Source organism: Ensifer oleiphilus (assembly GCF_013371465.1).
Taxonomy (GTDB): domain Bacteria; phylum Pseudomonadota; class Alphaproteobacteria; order Rhizobiales; family Rhizobiaceae; genus Ensifer; species Ensifer oleiphilus.
Genome location: NZ_JABWDU010000002.1, coordinates 673,116 through 686,409, shown reverse-complemented (window position 1 = coordinate 686,409; position 13,294 = coordinate 673,116). Strand labels below are relative to the sequence as shown.

General features: G+C 63.1%; 14 protein-coding genes. 7 read left to right on the top strand and 7 right to left on the bottom strand.

Annotation, left to right across the window (positions count from 1 at the left end; translation table 11 throughout):
- Positions 1 to 57 precede the first annotated feature (57 nt).
- A complete protein-coding gene (locus HT585_RS10075) occupies positions 58 to 1,893 on the bottom strand; it encodes an aminopeptidase P family protein (protein ID WP_176352767.1) in 1,836 nt (611 codons plus the stop codon).
- 644 nt (positions 1,894 to 2,537) lie between these two features.
- Here HT585_RS10075 and HT585_RS10070 point away from each other — a divergent pair.
- Complete coding sequence (locus HT585_RS10070; RefSeq protein ID WP_176352766.1) at positions 2,538 to 2,993, top strand: hypothetical protein; 456 nt, start codon at positions 2,538 to 2,540, stop codon at positions 2,991 to 2,993.
- Between the two features lie 55 nt (positions 2,994 to 3,048).
- Here the strand turns inward: HT585_RS10070 and HT585_RS10065 are convergent, their stop codons facing one another.
- The 3 genes from HT585_RS10065 to HT585_RS10055 form a co-directional block, all read right to left on the bottom strand.
- On the bottom strand, positions 3,049 to 3,924 hold the full coding sequence (locus tag HT585_RS10065; protein ID WP_176352765.1) for a 50S ribosomal protein L11 methyltransferase: 876 nt from the start codon (positions 3,922 to 3,924) through the stop codon (positions 3,049 to 3,051).
- 155 nt (positions 3,925 to 4,079) lie between these two features.
- Positions 4,080 to 4,679 carry an SCO family protein gene (locus tag HT585_RS10060; RefSeq protein WP_176352764.1) on the bottom strand — a complete coding sequence of 200 codons (600 nt, stop codon included), beginning with the start codon at positions 4,677 to 4,679 and terminating at the stop codon, positions 4,080 to 4,082.
- A gap of 131 nt (positions 4,680 to 4,810) precedes the next feature.
- Positions 4,811 to 4,969 carry a hypothetical protein gene (locus HT585_RS10055; protein WP_176352763.1) on the bottom strand — a complete coding sequence of 53 codons (159 nt, stop codon included), beginning with the start codon at positions 4,967 to 4,969 and terminating at the stop codon, positions 4,811 to 4,813.
- A gap of 243 nt (positions 4,970 to 5,212) precedes the next feature.
- Here HT585_RS10055 and HT585_RS10050 point away from each other — a divergent pair, with 243 nt between their 5' ends.
- From HT585_RS10050 to HT585_RS10040, 3 genes are all read left to right on the top strand, one after another.
- The gene (locus HT585_RS10050; RefSeq protein WP_246707618.1) at positions 5,213 to 7,333 is read left to right on the top strand and encodes a methyl-accepting chemotaxis protein; all 2,121 of its coding nucleotides are present in this window, start codon (positions 5,213 to 5,215) and stop codon (positions 7,331 to 7,333) included.
- Between the two features lie 2 nt (positions 7,334 to 7,335).
- Positions 7,336 to 7,800: a chemotaxis protein CheW gene (locus tag HT585_RS10045; RefSeq protein WP_018326507.1), complete on the top strand. Its 465-nt coding sequence runs from the start codon at positions 7,336 to 7,338 to the stop codon at positions 7,798 to 7,800.
- 391 nt (positions 7,801 to 8,191) lie between these two features.
- Positions 8,192 to 8,494 carry a hypothetical protein gene (locus HT585_RS10040; protein WP_176352762.1) on the top strand — a complete coding sequence of 101 codons (303 nt, stop codon included), beginning with the start codon at positions 8,192 to 8,194 and terminating at the stop codon, positions 8,492 to 8,494.
- Positions 8,495 to 8,612: 118 nt separating this feature from the next.
- Here HT585_RS10040 and HT585_RS10035 read toward each other — a convergent pair whose 3' ends face one another.
- Both HT585_RS10035 and HT585_RS10030 read right to left on the bottom strand, forming a co-directional pair.
- Positions 8,613 to 9,089, bottom strand: coding sequence for a CreA family protein (locus HT585_RS10035; RefSeq protein ID WP_425513735.1), 477 nt, complete (start codon positions 9,087 to 9,089; stop codon positions 8,613 to 8,615).
- Between the two features lie 132 nt (positions 9,090 to 9,221).
- Positions 9,222 to 10,466: a GGDEF domain-containing protein gene (locus HT585_RS10030; RefSeq protein WP_176352760.1), complete on the bottom strand. Its 1,245-nt coding sequence runs from the start codon at positions 10,464 to 10,466 to the stop codon at positions 9,222 to 9,224.
- Between the two features lie 247 nt (positions 10,467 to 10,713).
- Between HT585_RS10030 and HT585_RS10025 the strand changes: the two genes are divergently transcribed.
- From HT585_RS10025 to HT585_RS10015, 3 genes are all read left to right on the top strand, one after another.
- Positions 10,714 to 11,388: a phosphoribosyltransferase gene (locus tag HT585_RS10025; protein ID WP_176352759.1), complete on the top strand. Its 675-nt coding sequence runs from the start codon at positions 10,714 to 10,716 to the stop codon at positions 11,386 to 11,388.
- 273 nt (positions 11,389 to 11,661) lie between these two features.
- Entirely contained in the window at positions 11,662 to 12,123 is a 462-nt protein-coding gene (locus HT585_RS10020) for a GNAT family N-acetyltransferase (RefSeq protein WP_176352758.1), read from the top strand.
- Between the two features lie 38 nt (positions 12,124 to 12,161).
- A complete protein-coding gene (locus tag HT585_RS10015) occupies positions 12,162 to 12,608 on the top strand; it encodes a DUF488 domain-containing protein (RefSeq protein WP_176352757.1) in 447 nt (148 codons plus the stop codon).
- Between the two features lie 78 nt (positions 12,609 to 12,686).
- On the opposite strand, the gene HT585_RS10010 is transcribed toward HT585_RS10015, so the two are convergent.
- Positions 12,687 to 13,211: an STM3941 family protein gene (locus tag HT585_RS10010; protein ID WP_176352756.1), complete on the bottom strand. Its 525-nt coding sequence runs from the start codon at positions 13,209 to 13,211 to the stop codon at positions 12,687 to 12,689.
- Positions 13,212 to 13,294: the final 83 nt, after the last annotated feature.

Sequence of the window (13,294 nt, the reverse complement as noted above, 5' to 3'; positions counted from 1 at the left end):
ACGCCGCGGTTCTGATGAGCCGCGGCGTTTTCTTTTTGTCGCTAATCGTGTTCCGGCTTAACGGCCGAGCGCCTCGGTCGCGGCCTTCAGCCAGTTTCGGGTCTCGTCGTTGACCAAAAGCGGCATCAGCTTTTCGCGGGTCTCGGCGTGGTAGGCGTTGAACCAGGCCAGTTCCTCGTCGGTCAGGAGCGCCGGCAGCACCAGGCGACGGTCGATCGGGCAATAGGTGATCGTGTCGAAGCCGAGCATGGCGAGGTCGCCGCCGGCGATCTCTTCGGCAGGCTCGACGACGATGAGGTTTTCGATGCGAATGCCGAAGGCGCCGGGGCGATAGTAACCTGGCTCATTCGACAGGATCATGCCGGGGAGCAGCTCCTGGGTGGAAAGCCGGGCGATGCGCTGCGGACCTTCATGCACCGAGAGGTAGGAGCCGACGCCGTGGCCGGTGCCATGCGCGTAGTCGGCGCCCGCCTTCCAGAGCGCGATGCGGGCCAAGGGGTCGAGATCGACGCCGCGCGTGCCCTTGGGGAAGCGGGCGGTGCTGATGGCGATCATGCCCTTCAGCACCAGGGTGAAGAAGCGCTTCTGCTCTTCCGGCACCGCGCCGACCGCTACCGTGCGGGTGATGTCGGTGGTGCCGTTGATGTACTGCGCGCCGGAATCGATCAGGAACATGGTTCCGGCTTCGATGGCGCGGTCGGTGTCGGTCGTCACGCGGTAGTGCATGATCGCCGCATGCGAACCGGCGCCGGAGATGGTGTCGAAGGAAATGTCTTTCAGCGGGTTCTGCATGCGCTCGCCGACCGTGGCGCGCGCCGCTTCCAGCTGGTTGGCGGCGCCGATCTCGGTGACGGTGCCGGGTTCGGCCTTGTCGAGCCAGGCGAGGAACTCGACCATGGCGGCGCCGTCCTGCAGATGTGCGCGCGTCGAGCCCTCGATCTCTGCCTTGTTCTTCTGCGCGCGGGGCAGGCGCGCCGGGTCGACGGCCTCGACCACCTTGCCGCCGTTGCCGCGGATCAGCTCGGAGATGGCAAAGGAAGCGAGATCCGGGTCGAGCATGACGGAAGCGCCGGCAGCACCGAGCGCCTTCAGGCGTTCGTCGAAGGTCGAGGGAACTGCGATCTCGGCGATCTGGGTGAGATAGGCTTCCTGCTCGATGCCGGTCTTGCGCTTGTCGAGGAAGATCTCGGCGCGACCATCGGCATGGATGATGGCGCGGGCGAGCGGATGCGGGGTGTGCGGCACGTCCGTGCCGCGGATGTTGAAGGTCCAGGCGACGGAGGAGGGGTCGGTCAAGACGACGGCGCTGGCACCAGCCTTGCCAAGGCCGGCTGCGATGGTGGCAATCTTGTCCTTGGCCAGTTCGCCGGCCTGCTCGATCGGCTGAATGGAGACGCGGCCGAGCGGGGCAGCCGGGCGTCCGGCCCAGATGCGATCGAGCGGGTTGTGGTCGAGGAAGACCAGCGAACCGCCGAGGGTGGCCAGCGCCTTTTCCAGCCGGCGCACTTCGGCGCCGGTGTGCAGCCACGGGTCGATCCCGAGCTTGAAGCCCTTGGTGCCGTTGTTTTCCAGCCAGAGATGCGGCGGTTCGCCGATGAGATCGCCGCCGGTAAAGACGCTGCCGTCAACCTGTTCCTTCAACTGGGTGACGTAGCGTCCATCGACGAACACGACGGCCTGACTCTGCGTAATGAGGGCGATACCGGCCGAGCCGGTGAAGCCGGTCAGCCAGGAAAGCCGCTCCGACGAGGCCGGCACATACTCGCCCTGGAACTCGTCGGCGCGCGGCACGAGAAAGCCGTCGATGCCGAGGCTCGCGAAGGACGCGCGCAACGCTTCGGTGCGCTCCTTGCCGAACTGCGGCGTGGAGGTGACTTCAAAGGACTGAAACATGAGGGATTTCCGGTAGATTGGGCGGAGAGCCGCGGGAAAGATGGGCGATCTTAGCGGAAATGACCCTTGTGAGGAAAGAGGCGACTTCCTGCCGGGCAAGTGTGCCGCATGGCGTGCACAGCTTCGAAGGGCAATTGCTCATTTACCATACATATGCGCTTTGTGCATGGCTCCTATGCCAAGAAGCCGCTATCTCTATCGGAATAATAGTTTATAAGCCGCCCCAACGAACACGGACGAACATCCGGTGGTTCAAAAGCCTGCAGTTCCGAGAATAGTTGATCATTCTGTTCTCCTCCTCCCTCAAGGGTGGTCAACTTCGGAACGGTAGACGCCCGCTCGAGCGCTCCTCCTCCTCAGGCTCGCGGGCATGGTTCGGTCTCAAGCCGAACCAGCAGGCGATGCCCCTGGCATCGCCTTTGTTTCGAAGGGCCGCCCGTCATGATGGACGTGGCGGCCTTTTCGTTTTTCCGGGTTGGTTGGTCACGGCGAGAAGAGGCGGAGCATCGCCGAAAGGCCCTTCGTTGGGCTGCTCCGTCTACGCTTCATGATCGAAACCTTTCGCAAATGACAAGGCATGCATCTGCTCGCACTCCGAGTGGTATCATTCCGGCCGAATCGAAACGGTCGTAAGGGTAGTTCGCTTGCCAAGCTTGAGCTTCATACAACTCAACGCCGACTGGAACGCTGATCCGAATGTTCCCGCGGTGCAGGTCCGCGCGGCAGGAAGTGGAATCCAGCTTTGCTTTCGGCTGGATCCTTGGGGGCATCCGGCACGCGAGGATGAGATCGGTTATCTTACGTTCAACGGATGCCAAGCTTGGCGGCTCGGGGCGACCAATGATGAGGGTTGGTTTCGCGGCCAGTGTCGTTACAGCAAGGTCGCCCCGAAATGGGGTGAGTTTTACGAGCTGCTGGGCGACGATCCTCTGCGCGACCAAGTATCGGACTGGCGTCCGGCACCGATGCCAGAGCCGGCGGACAGGCATTTCCTGTTCTATCTTCGCGACGACACCTTCGAGTGCCTGGCGCGGGATTGGTCGTTCGAGCGTGATACGCCGACGATGTTGATTCAGGATGTCGTCGCGGTTCAGGATTAACAACCGCGCCGGCGGGATTGGTTCTCGTCTGCGGCGCAAGTCTAGCGCCGGCGCCTTACTTCTCCAGGTGGATCGTCACCCAGCCGTTGCGCCAGATGGTGCGCACGTGGCGCAGGTGCTGGCCGTTGTAGTGGGCGAGCACCTTCCAGCGCTGTTCGGCGAGAATGCCCGACAGGATCACCGAGCCGCCGGGGGCAAGGTTGGCCGTCAGCTGCGGCGCCATCTTCATCAGCGGGCGTGCCAGGATGTTGGCGATGATCAGGTCGAAGGGGCCGTTGCCGCTGAAGGCTGTCGAGTGAAAGCCGGGAGCGGTCGCAAAGGTCATGCCGGTGACGACGCCGTTGCGGCGGGCGTTGTCCTCGGCGACGCGGGTTGCGATCGGATCGATATCGGTGGCGAGCACCGGCACATGCAGGAGCTTCCAGGCGGCAATCGCCAAGACGCCGCTGCCGGTGCCAAGGTCGAGCACGTTGCGCACCGTGCGGGTGCGCGCCACGGTCGCCAGCACTTCGAGGCAGCCGGCGGTGGTGCCGTGGTGGCCGGTGCCAAAGGCCTGGCCCGCCTCGATCTCGATGGCGATTTCGCCCGTGCGGACCTTGTCGCGGTCGTGGGAGCCGTGCACGACGAAGCGCCCGGCACGCACAGGCGCCAAGCCTTCGAGCGATTTTGCAATCCAGTCGATATCCGGCAGCACTTCGCGTTCGATGGCAAGATGGGTAAAGCCGTCGGCCAGTGCCTCGGTCAAGCGCTCGCTCACGCCTTCCTCGTCAGCCCTCATCATGTAGATCGAGGCTTCCCAGACGTCGCGCTTTTCGTCGACTTCCGTCGTGCCGATGGCAAAATCCTCTTCGCCGAAAACCTCGCTCAAGCGGTCGAGCACGGCTTCCGCCTGCCTCTCGGTGGTGGTGACGAAAAGTCTGATCTCGCTCAAGGCCCTGTCCTTCGGCTGACACTGCATAATCTTCGCGCGCCCGTTCTGGCGCGCGACGCTGCAAGTTCCCGCCGCTAGCACGAATGCCGCGCAAACGCAAAGCGCCGGGCGATGCCGGCGCTTGCAAAAGCATTCGATTGAGGCTGGAGCCGTCCTCACCCCTTGGCGAGGTTCTCGAGCTTCTTGATCGCCGTCTCGGGGTTCTCCTCGTAGGCGATGGTGCCGGAGAATTTGCCGTCGGCGTCGAGCAGGAACACCGAGGCCGTATGGTCCATGGTGTAGTCTCCGTCAGGCTGCTTCTCATCGAGCGGCACCTTCTTGGCGTAGACGCGGTAGCCCTTGACCATATCCAGCACCTTGTCGGCCGGGCCGGAAATGCCGGTGATGCGCTTGGAGACGTTGGAGACGTACTGGCCGAGAATGTCCGGCGTGTCGCGCTCCGGGTCGACGGTGATGAAATAGGCCTGCAGCTTGTTGCCTTCCGGATCGACCTTTTCGAGCCAGCCGTTCAGCTCGAACAACGTGGTCGGGCAAACCTCCGGGCAATGGGTGAAGCCGAAGAAAAGCGCAGTCGGCTTGCCGGTGAAGGCCTTTTCGGTGATTTCCTTGCCGTCCTGCGCCACCAGCGTGAAGGGCACGCCGAAGGGGCCGGAGGCGGCCTGCTGCTTCGACTGGGTCATCTCGTAGGTCAGCCAGCCGAGAACGCCGGCCATGACGACGACAGCGGCCCAAAGGGCGATGCGAATGGTTTTCATGCGTGCTACCGATTTGTTGGGGCCTGAGCCGGCCCTATCAGGTTGTTCGGCTTTTGATACCGTCTCCATCGCGACCACGCAAATGGGAGAATTGCCGCAGGCAAGGGGCGGCAACTAGCGAGCGCATCTGCTCACAAGCACCAGGCAAGGCCGGACTGGGCAAGCGCCAGGAACATGTCGGCGCCGTTCGCCATCCAGCCGCGGAATGCAAGAACCGACACGATGGCCAGCGTCATCGCCAAAGCTGCAAGCAGCGGGAGCCGGATCGATCGGTGCGGTGTCGTGTTCATGGCCCCATCATAACATCTGAAACCGTGCGGGGAAGGGGTGGTGAACGCTCCTTGTCCCCAGACTTGCGTGCCCGTCTTAGCGAATGCTTAAGGTCTGTTTGCCAGTGTTTCGACAACGCGGGTGAAGTGCTTCACCTCTACATGACATGACGTCATCCGGTTTGATCGAGCCCGGCTTTCCGCATCGATTTTAACGGAGGACTTCGCCTGGCTTTGGGCAGGTCCGTGACCATGGACTGCTCTATGACCGCAACGTCTGCTCCTTTCAAGAAGAACCTCTCCGTCAGCCAGCGGCTCGCAACGCTTGCCGGTGCCGCTTTCGTCGGCTTCGGCTCTGTGCTCGGCGTCGGCTGGTACGAAGACATGCGCTCGAACGAGGCGCTGAACGGCGCGATCACCGCGCAGCGCGGCCTGACCACCGTCGACGAGATGCGGCTCGCCACCACCAACCTGGTGCTCAATGCCATGGATACGATCGTCGACCGCGACGAAGGCGTCGTCCATCCGGAGCGTGCCGCCGGCATTGCAACCACGCTCGGGCTGTTGGAGGCGAGCAAGGACGATATCAGGACGCTGGCGACCCTGCTTGGCCGCGGCGATGCGCTCTCGACCTTCGATGCGGATCTGGCCGAACTTCGCCAGGCGATCGGCGTCGACCTGAAGGCGCTGGTCGAAGGCAAGGCTTCGACGGAAGAATTCGGCAAGATCGACGACGCGATCGACGGGGCCGGCGAACGGCTTGGCGCTGCGCTGGCACAACTCTCGGAAGCGGCGACCCAGCTTGTTCAGACGCGGGTCGATGAAGCGCGCGCCGTTTCGGCCGATGCGCTTCTGCTGCAGACTGCCGCCGGCCTGCTCGCCATGGCGACCTTGCTTGGACTGCTCTGGTTCCACGGCGCAACGCTGCGCCGCGGCATCCTTGGGCTTCGCGACAGCATGCAGCGTATCCAGAAAGGCGAGCTTGGCTCCAAGGTCGAGGCGCTCGATCGCGGTGACGAGATCGGCGTCATGGCCCGCTCGGTCGATCTTTTCCGCGTCTCGGCCATCGAAAAACAATCGCTCGAGCAAAATGCCGCGGCCAGCCGCCGCGAGATCGAGAAGGAGCGCGAGCAGCAGCAGGGCGAGCGCGACGAAGCGGTGCGCCGCATCCAGGCGGCTGTCGACAGCCTCGGCCTGGCGCTGACGCAGCTTGCCGACGGCGATCTCGCCGTCACCATCGACCGGCCGTTCGACGGCAATCTCGACACGCTGCGCCGCAACTTCAACCAGACGGTCGAGCGTCTGCGCGACGTGCTCTTCAACGTCAAGGAAAACGCCCTTTCGATCGAATCGAACGGGCGCCAGATGCGCAGCGCCGCCGACGACCTGGCGCGCCGCACCGAAAAGCAGGCCGCCTCGCTGGAGCAGACGTCCGCCGCACTCGACGAGATCACGGTGACCGTGCGCACGGCGACGCAGCGCGCCGAAGAGGCAAGCCGCATGGTCGACGATACCCGCACCAATGCGCAGGAATCCGGCCGCATCGTCGGCGAAGCCATTGATGCCATGGCCCGCATCGAGGATGCGTCGAGAGAGATCGGCAAGATCATCAACGTCATCGACGAGATCGCCTTCCAGACCAACCTTCTGGCGCTGAACGCCGGCGTCGAGGCGGCAAGGGCAGGGGAAGCCGGCAAGGGTTTTGCGGTCGTTGCGCAGGAAGTGCGCGAACTGGCGCAGCGCGCCGCCGGTGCCGCCAAGGACATCAAGACGCTCGTCAGCCGATCCGGCAACGAGGTCGGCACCGGCGTTCGGCTGGTGCAGGCGACGGGCGAGGCGCTCGGTCGCATCGGTGTCGATGTCGCACGCATCAACGAACACATGAGTTCCATCGTCATGGCGGCGCGCGAGCAATCGACCGGACTCAACGAAATCAGCACGGCCGTCGGCCAGCTCGACCAGATGACCCAGCAGAACGCCGCGATGGTCGAGCAGACCAACGCCTCCAGCCACACGCTGGCGCAGGACGCAGAAAAGCTGACGCAGCTCGTGGGACAGTTCCACGAGGGGCGCGCCGTTAACGCGTCGATGCGCTCCAGCGCGCCATCGCAGGCGGCCCCTGGCGTGAAGCCGGCAACGCCGCCACCTGTCCAGACGAAGACGACAGCGTCGCCGGCATCGACGACGCCGGTATCAGCGAGGCTGGTGCCCAGGGGCACCGACAGGGCCGTGCCCCTGCGCAACCTTGCCTCGGCAAAATCGACCTCTCGTCCAGCTCCATCCCCCGCCAAGGCCCTCATGGGCAAGCTTGCGGGCGCATTCGGCAACCAACCGGGCTCCGTGCCATCGACTTCGGCCTCCGGTGAGAATTGGGAAGAATTCTGATCATGTCCAACGCAATCAAGCAGTCCGGTGCCTACCTCGAAATCGTTTCGTTCCATCTGGGCGACCAGGAATTCTGCATCGACATCATGGCGATCCGCGAAATTCGCGGCTGGGCGCCGGTGACGCCGATGCCGCACACGCCGCCCTACGTGCTCGGCCTCATCAACCTGCGCGGCGCGGTGATCCCGGTCATCGACATGGCCTGCCGTCTCGGCATGAAGATGACCGAACCGTCGGAGCGTTCGGCGATCATCGTCACCGATATCGCCGGCAAGCTGGTCGGCCTGCTGGTCGAGCAGGTGTCCGACATGATGACCATCAAGAGCGAAGACCTGCAGCCGGCGCCGGAGATCATTCCGGAAGCGCAGCGTGCCTTCTGCCGCGGCATCGTCGCCTTGGAAAAGACCATGGTCTGCTTCCTCAATCTCGACACCGTGATTGCCGACGAACTGGCCCAGGCGGCCTGATCGCAGCCAGTCGCTTCGTTCTGCGCCCGGCCCGGAGCTTTGCTTCGGGCCGTTTTCATTTTATTTTTCCGGGAACCTTCGAGGACGGCGAGCAGTTTCCCTGCCGATAGCCGATCATGCCGGCGACATCGGTCGTGTCGCCCCGCGTCCGCGCGCCGTTCCGGCTGCGAAAAATTCTACTCTTTCATATGCTTGCCATCCTGACCCGCTCCGCCCGCGTTTGGCGACCCGTCCGGTCAAGTTACAGTTGCGTAATGTCCATCACGGTTGCACGAGATTATGTGAGCGAAACGTCAACTACATCAGCGGAACAAGTGGGTGTATGGTACGTTCCTGCGCGTACCCGAACGGAGGCCGGGTCGTGCAAGGACAACGACATAGGAGTTATGTCATGAAAACGTCTCTGAGAAACTCACTTGCTGTACTGGTTCTTTCGACGGCGGTCGCCGGCATCGCAGCTCCGGCATTTGCCGACAGCTACTACCAGGGTATCGACGCCCATGCCATCAAGCCGCGCACGACGACGGCGCAGCCGAGAATGATGTATGACAACGGATCCGTTGACCGCATGTCGACCGGCAGCATCTACAGAACCGCTCCGCCGCGTGTCATCTACCAGCAGCCGAGTTTTGAAAGCTATCAAGGTGGCGACGGCGAATACTATCAGGGTATCGTCCCTCCTTCCTCCTACTGAACATTGAAGATTCCGGCCGGTTGTGGGGACCGGCCAGTGACAAAGCCCCCCGGAACGTGGTTTCGGGGGGCTCTTTTTCAACCTATCTCGTCTGAAGGATAGTCGGCGGGACGCGCGATCAGGGCGCAGGCTTGCCTTCCTGCCAATTGACGGTCTGTCCGTAGAGCGGGATCGTCGTGATCGACATCTTGGCCGAGCCGTCGGTCAGTTCGCGCGAGTGGGCGAGATAGATCAGCGTGTCGTTCTTCCGGTCGTAGATCCGGGTGACGAGCAGGTCTTTCCAGATCAGCGACAGGCCGGAGCGGAAGACTTCCTCGCCTTCCTTTGACAACTCGATGTCGCCGATCTCGATCGGGCCTGTCTGCCGGCAGGCGATCGAGTTGTTGGAAGGGTCTTCGAACCAGTTGCCGTTCTTCAGCCGATCGATCACGCCGCGATCGAAATAGGTGACGTGGCAGGTGACGCCCTTGACCTTGGGGTCGCTGACCGCGTCGACGATGATGTCGTTGCCGAGCCAGTCGACCCCGACTTCGCCGACGGTTTCGGCGTGGGCGGGAGCGAGTGAAGTCACGAGGGCGGCAAGGCCGGCAAGCATCGAGATGCGGAACGAACGGGACATGGATTTCCTCCGGTGGATTGCACCGTTCACATAGGTTCTGACGCTCTCAATGCAAGAAGGGCGATGCAAGGCGGAAAGCGCAAGGCCGATTGGTCGCGCTGGCTCTCATCAGCCGGTATCGCGCAGCAACTGCGGCGTGAGCGAATAGTCTTCGGCGGCACGAAGCTGCGCCGCGGCCGCGGCCAGCACGCGGGCGCTCGCATCCGGCTGCAGCCGGCCTGCGATGGTGCAGCGGTCGCGACCGTCGGCCTTGGAAGCGTAGAGTGCCATGTCGGCCCGGACCATCACGTCGGTCATGGTGTCGCCGGTGCCTGCACTGGCAACGCCGATGCTGACCGTTAATCGGATCGGTTGGCCAAAGCGGCCGACCGGCGTCTCGCGTACCGTGCGCCCGATCTCCTCGGCCAGCAGAAAGGCTTCGCCTTCGGTATGATCGGACAGGACGATGCCGAATTCCTCTCCGCCGATGCGCCCGAACGTGCCGCGCCCGGCAAGGCAGGCGGCGACGATACCGGCGAAGTGACCAAGCGCCGCATCGCCGGCGGCATGGCCGTAACGGTCGTTGATCTGCTTGAAATAATCGAGGTCGAGCAGCAGGAACGCGGCCGGGCGGGTACGGGCGATGCACGATGCGAGCAGGCGCTCGCCGAGATCGATGAAGGCGCGCCGCGACAGCGCTCCCGTCAGCTCGTCGCGGGCGATCGTGGTCTTGAGATCGGCGATGACGCGATCATGCGCCATCAGGATGACGCCGAGATACAGGATCGGCATGTAGAGCAGCCACATGGCCGCCAGCGCGAAATTCCAGGCAACCTCCGTGACCGGGCCTGTCTGCTCGACGGTGGCAGCCGGCAAATATGCAGCGATATGCAGAAGCGTCACACCGGCAACCGCGCTGCCGATGACGATCGCTTGGCGTGCCGTCGCGTCGCTGGCGGTCCGCAGTCTCAGGACGGAGATGGAGGCGATCACGAACACGGCGGCAGCGATACCGAGTGCAATGAGCGCCCGAGCCGCGAAACTCTGCGGCCCCGACACGGTCAGAACCGATAGGGTGGCAGCCAAGCTTGTGCCGAGCGACAGGATTGCCGGCCACCAGTTGGGCAGCGCGAAGAACGCCCGGAAGCCGGCGAGCACGAAAAGACAGGCGACGGCAAGACATGCATGGCCGACCAGTGCCAGCGGCCGGAGCGAAGGAAGCCCGGATACCATCACCAGCGCCATGGCCACAGCCGTCGCCACACAGCCCGAAGCGAACTCCGCAGCCCCCGGCGTCGAGGCTTTGCGCAGCGACAGCAGCACCGGCAGCATCACCAGCAGGGAGATGATCGATAAGGCAGGAAGAAAGCTCATTTCGAAACGGCCTGTCGTGCTAAAATCGAGGAAGGCGGCTTGCGGCAAAGTCAAATATGCAGGCTCAATTGGTAGCTTTGGCGCCTTAACGAAATCCGGCGAAATTCGCTGCAATTTTAGCGATTGCCGTGATTGGTACGGTTGTCCACCGACGCCGTGTGACAACTGGCAGACGGTGGGGCGTTTTGCCGGCCACGACCCTGCGCCGGGCGGTTCAAGCGGCCTTCTGCCGGCCGGGAGAGGCGACATGTTCACGGGACCGGTGTTCTTCGAAGACAGGGCTGATGCCGGTCGCCGGTTGGCGCCGGCGGTGGCGGCCGTGGCCCCGCCGGCTCCCATGGTGATGGCGTTGCCGCGTGGCGGCGTGCCGGTTGCCTTCGAGATCGCCAGGCACCTCAACGCGCCGCTCGAAGTGCTGATCGTGCGCAAGATCGGCGCGCCCGGACACCAGGAGTTCGGCCTAGGCGCGCTGGTCGACGGCGAGGAGGCGGAGCTGGTTCTGAACCCCGAGGCGGTGCGCCTGGTCAGGCCGGCAAGCGGCTACATCGCCGCCGAAGCCGAGCGGCAACGTGCCGAAATCGCACGGCGGCGGGTGCTCTATCTCGGCGACCGCGAGCCACTGTCGCCAAAGGGGCGCAACGTGGTGCTCGTCGATGATGGGATCGCCACAGGCGGCACGATCCGCGCGGCGATCCAGGCGCTGCGCCGCGCCGGTGTGCGCAGCCTGCTCGTGGCGGTTCCGGTCGCGTCAGCGAGCGCGATCGCAAGCCTGCGCCCGTTGGTCGAGGGGATCGTCTGCCTTTCGACACCCGCTTTCTTCCGCGCCGTCGGCCTGCACTATCGCGACTTCGAGCAGACCTCGGATGCCGAAGTCATGGCCTTGCTGCGCAAGGCGAGGCACGGCGAAGGCGAGGGCGCTTGAGGCGGCGACGTGCCGCTTGATCGTCGGGACAGGCGGTTCGCAACAACATCACTCGCGGCTAAAGCGCGTCGCGATCTTTCAGTTTCGCCTGGCGCGCTTTAAGTTCTTGTTTTTGCGCATGTCGTTATCGCCAAGCCGCGGTACACTTTTGCGCGACATGCCTTAATGGTTTCAATTTTCGGGGGAAAAGTCAGTCTCAACGATGCGTTGCGCCGACAATTCGCAGATGCTGTCGGGCAAAGACCCATGTGCCGCCAAAAAACAGGAACCGATATGACCGACGCACTTCGCATCCGCCCGCTTGCCCGTGATGATTACGAGCAATGGCTGCCGCTATGGGATGGCTACAACGCCTTTTATGGCCGCTCCGGCGCAACGGCTCTGGACCCGGCGATTACCGCGATGACCTGGTCGCGCTTCTTCGATGGCTATGAGCCGGTGCATGCGCTGGTGGCGACAAGTGAAGGGCGGCTCGTCGGGTTGACGCATTACCTCTTCCACCGCAGCACGACGGCCATCGGGCCGAACTGCTATCTCCAGGATCTCTTCACCAGCGCCGAGGCGCGGGGCAAGGGCGTCGGCGCGGCGCTGATCGAAGGCGTCTACGAGGCTGCACGAAAGGCTGGCGCGGCGCGCGTCTATTGGCAGACGCACGAGACCAACGAGACGGCGATGAAGCTTTATGACAAGGTGGCTGAGAAGTCGGGCTTTCTCGTCTACCGCAAGCTGGTCTAGGCTTCAGCCGGGCTGGGGTCGCGGACAGGGGGAGCGCCATGGGCAACGTGCAGGTTTCGACGATCGGCTTCACGAAATCGTCGGCCGAAGATTTCTTCGATCGGCTGCAGAAGGCCGGCGTCAAGACGATCGTCGATGTCAGGCTGCACAACACCTCGCAGCTCGCCGGCTTTGCCAAGGCCGCTGATCTTGCCTTCTTCCTGAAGCGGATCGGCGGCATCGACTATGTGCACCAGCCGCTTTTCGCGCCGACCGAGGCGATCATGAAGGCCTACAAGACCGACAAGGGCGACTGGAAGACTTTTTCGCGAGATTTCCTGGACCTGATGGCTGAGCGCAAGATCGAGCAGCAGGTGAAGCCTGAGGCGCTGAGAGGCGCCTGCCTGCTCTGCGCCGAGGACAAACCGCACCGCTGCCACCGCACGCTCGTCTGCGAATACCTCAACGACCGCTGGGGTGGGCGTCTGCACGTCGAGCATCTGTAGGCGGTGGCAGTTGTGCTGTCGCCTTCGACCGTTACGCTCTTTGATGAACGCGCCTGAGCCCGCAGGCTGCTTCTGAAATCAGGCTTTTGGACCATGGTCGCGATGATAGGCCAGGACCAGTGACTGCAGCTCGGCAAAAGTAATGGCAAGGCCGCGCGAGATCACAATAAGTCCTTTGGGTGCTCCAAACATGCCACTTCGACGAGACTTTGCGCCAATTTTCTTATGCAGGCCGCCGATCGCGTTCGGATCGAGTGTCAACACAATCATTTTTTGTTTGTGATACTCGATCGGGTTGAGACCGGTAATTGCAGACCAGGGGATCATGCTCGGAGCTAGACGAGCATCGCTAAGGCCCTGAGGGGACAACACGATAACGTTGCGTCTCATCGGAACGTAGAGGATGAGGACACCCAGGAATGCGGCAGTCCAAACTATCGAGCCGAGATACCCGGCCAACAACATGCGACCAGAACCTGTTTCAGCACTCCAATTCAATACAACGTACACGGACACCGCCGACAGGACTGCGGCGAGGGCGAGGATTCCTATCAATTGGGGCCAGGATTTTTTGACTTCGACGGTGCGGGCGGTGTCAATCATGTTCGTTGAGAGGCTTGGTTTCGGCTGGGTGAACTCACATCAGTTTCGGCAAACTAAATCATCCCTTTGCCAACTACATTCAT

Bases quoted from the DNA above. Each gene is read 5' to 3' on its own strand.
- HT585_RS10030 (WP_176352760.1), bottom strand. From the start codon at position 10,466: ATGAGCTTTCTTCCTGCCTTATCGATCATCTCCCTGCTGGTGATGCTG.
- HT585_RS10045 (WP_018326507.1), top strand. From the start codon at position 7,336: ATGTCCAACGCAATCAAGCAGTCCGGTGCCTACCTCGAAATCGTTTCG.
- HT585_RS10020 (WP_176352758.1), top strand. From the start codon at position 11,662: ATGACCGACGCACTTCGCATCCGCCCGCTTGCCCGTGATGATTACGAG.
- HT585_RS10025 (WP_176352759.1), top strand. From the start codon at position 10,714: ATGTTCACGGGACCGGTGTTCTTCGAAGACAGGGCTGATGCCGGTCGC.
- HT585_RS10055 (WP_176352763.1), bottom strand. From the start codon at position 4,969: ATGAACACGACACCGCACCGATCGATCCGGCTCCCGCTGCTTGCAGCT.
- HT585_RS10010 (WP_176352756.1), bottom strand. From the start codon at position 13,211: ATGATTGACACCGCCCGCACCGTCGAAGTCAAAAAATCCTGGCCCCAA.
- HT585_RS10060 (WP_176352764.1), bottom strand. From the start codon at position 4,679: ATGAAAACCATTCGCATCGCCCTTTGGGCCGCTGTCGTCGTCATGGCC.
- HT585_RS10015 (WP_176352757.1), top strand. From the start codon at position 12,162: ATGGGCAACGTGCAGGTTTCGACGATCGGCTTCACGAAATCGTCGGCC.
- HT585_RS10075 (WP_176352767.1), bottom strand. From the start codon at position 1,893: ATGTTTCAGTCCTTTGAAGTCACCTCCACGCCGCAGTTCGGCAAGGAG.
- HT585_RS10035 (WP_425513735.1), bottom strand. From the start codon at position 9,089: ATGCTTGCCGGCCTTGCCGCCCTCGTGACTTCACTCGCTCCCGCCCAC.
- HT585_RS10040 (WP_176352762.1), top strand. From the start codon at position 8,192: ATGAAAACGTCTCTGAGAAACTCACTTGCTGTACTGGTTCTTTCGACG.
- HT585_RS10050 (WP_246707618.1), top strand. From the start codon at position 5,213: ATGACCGCAACGTCTGCTCCTTTCAAGAAGAACCTCTCCGTCAGCCAG.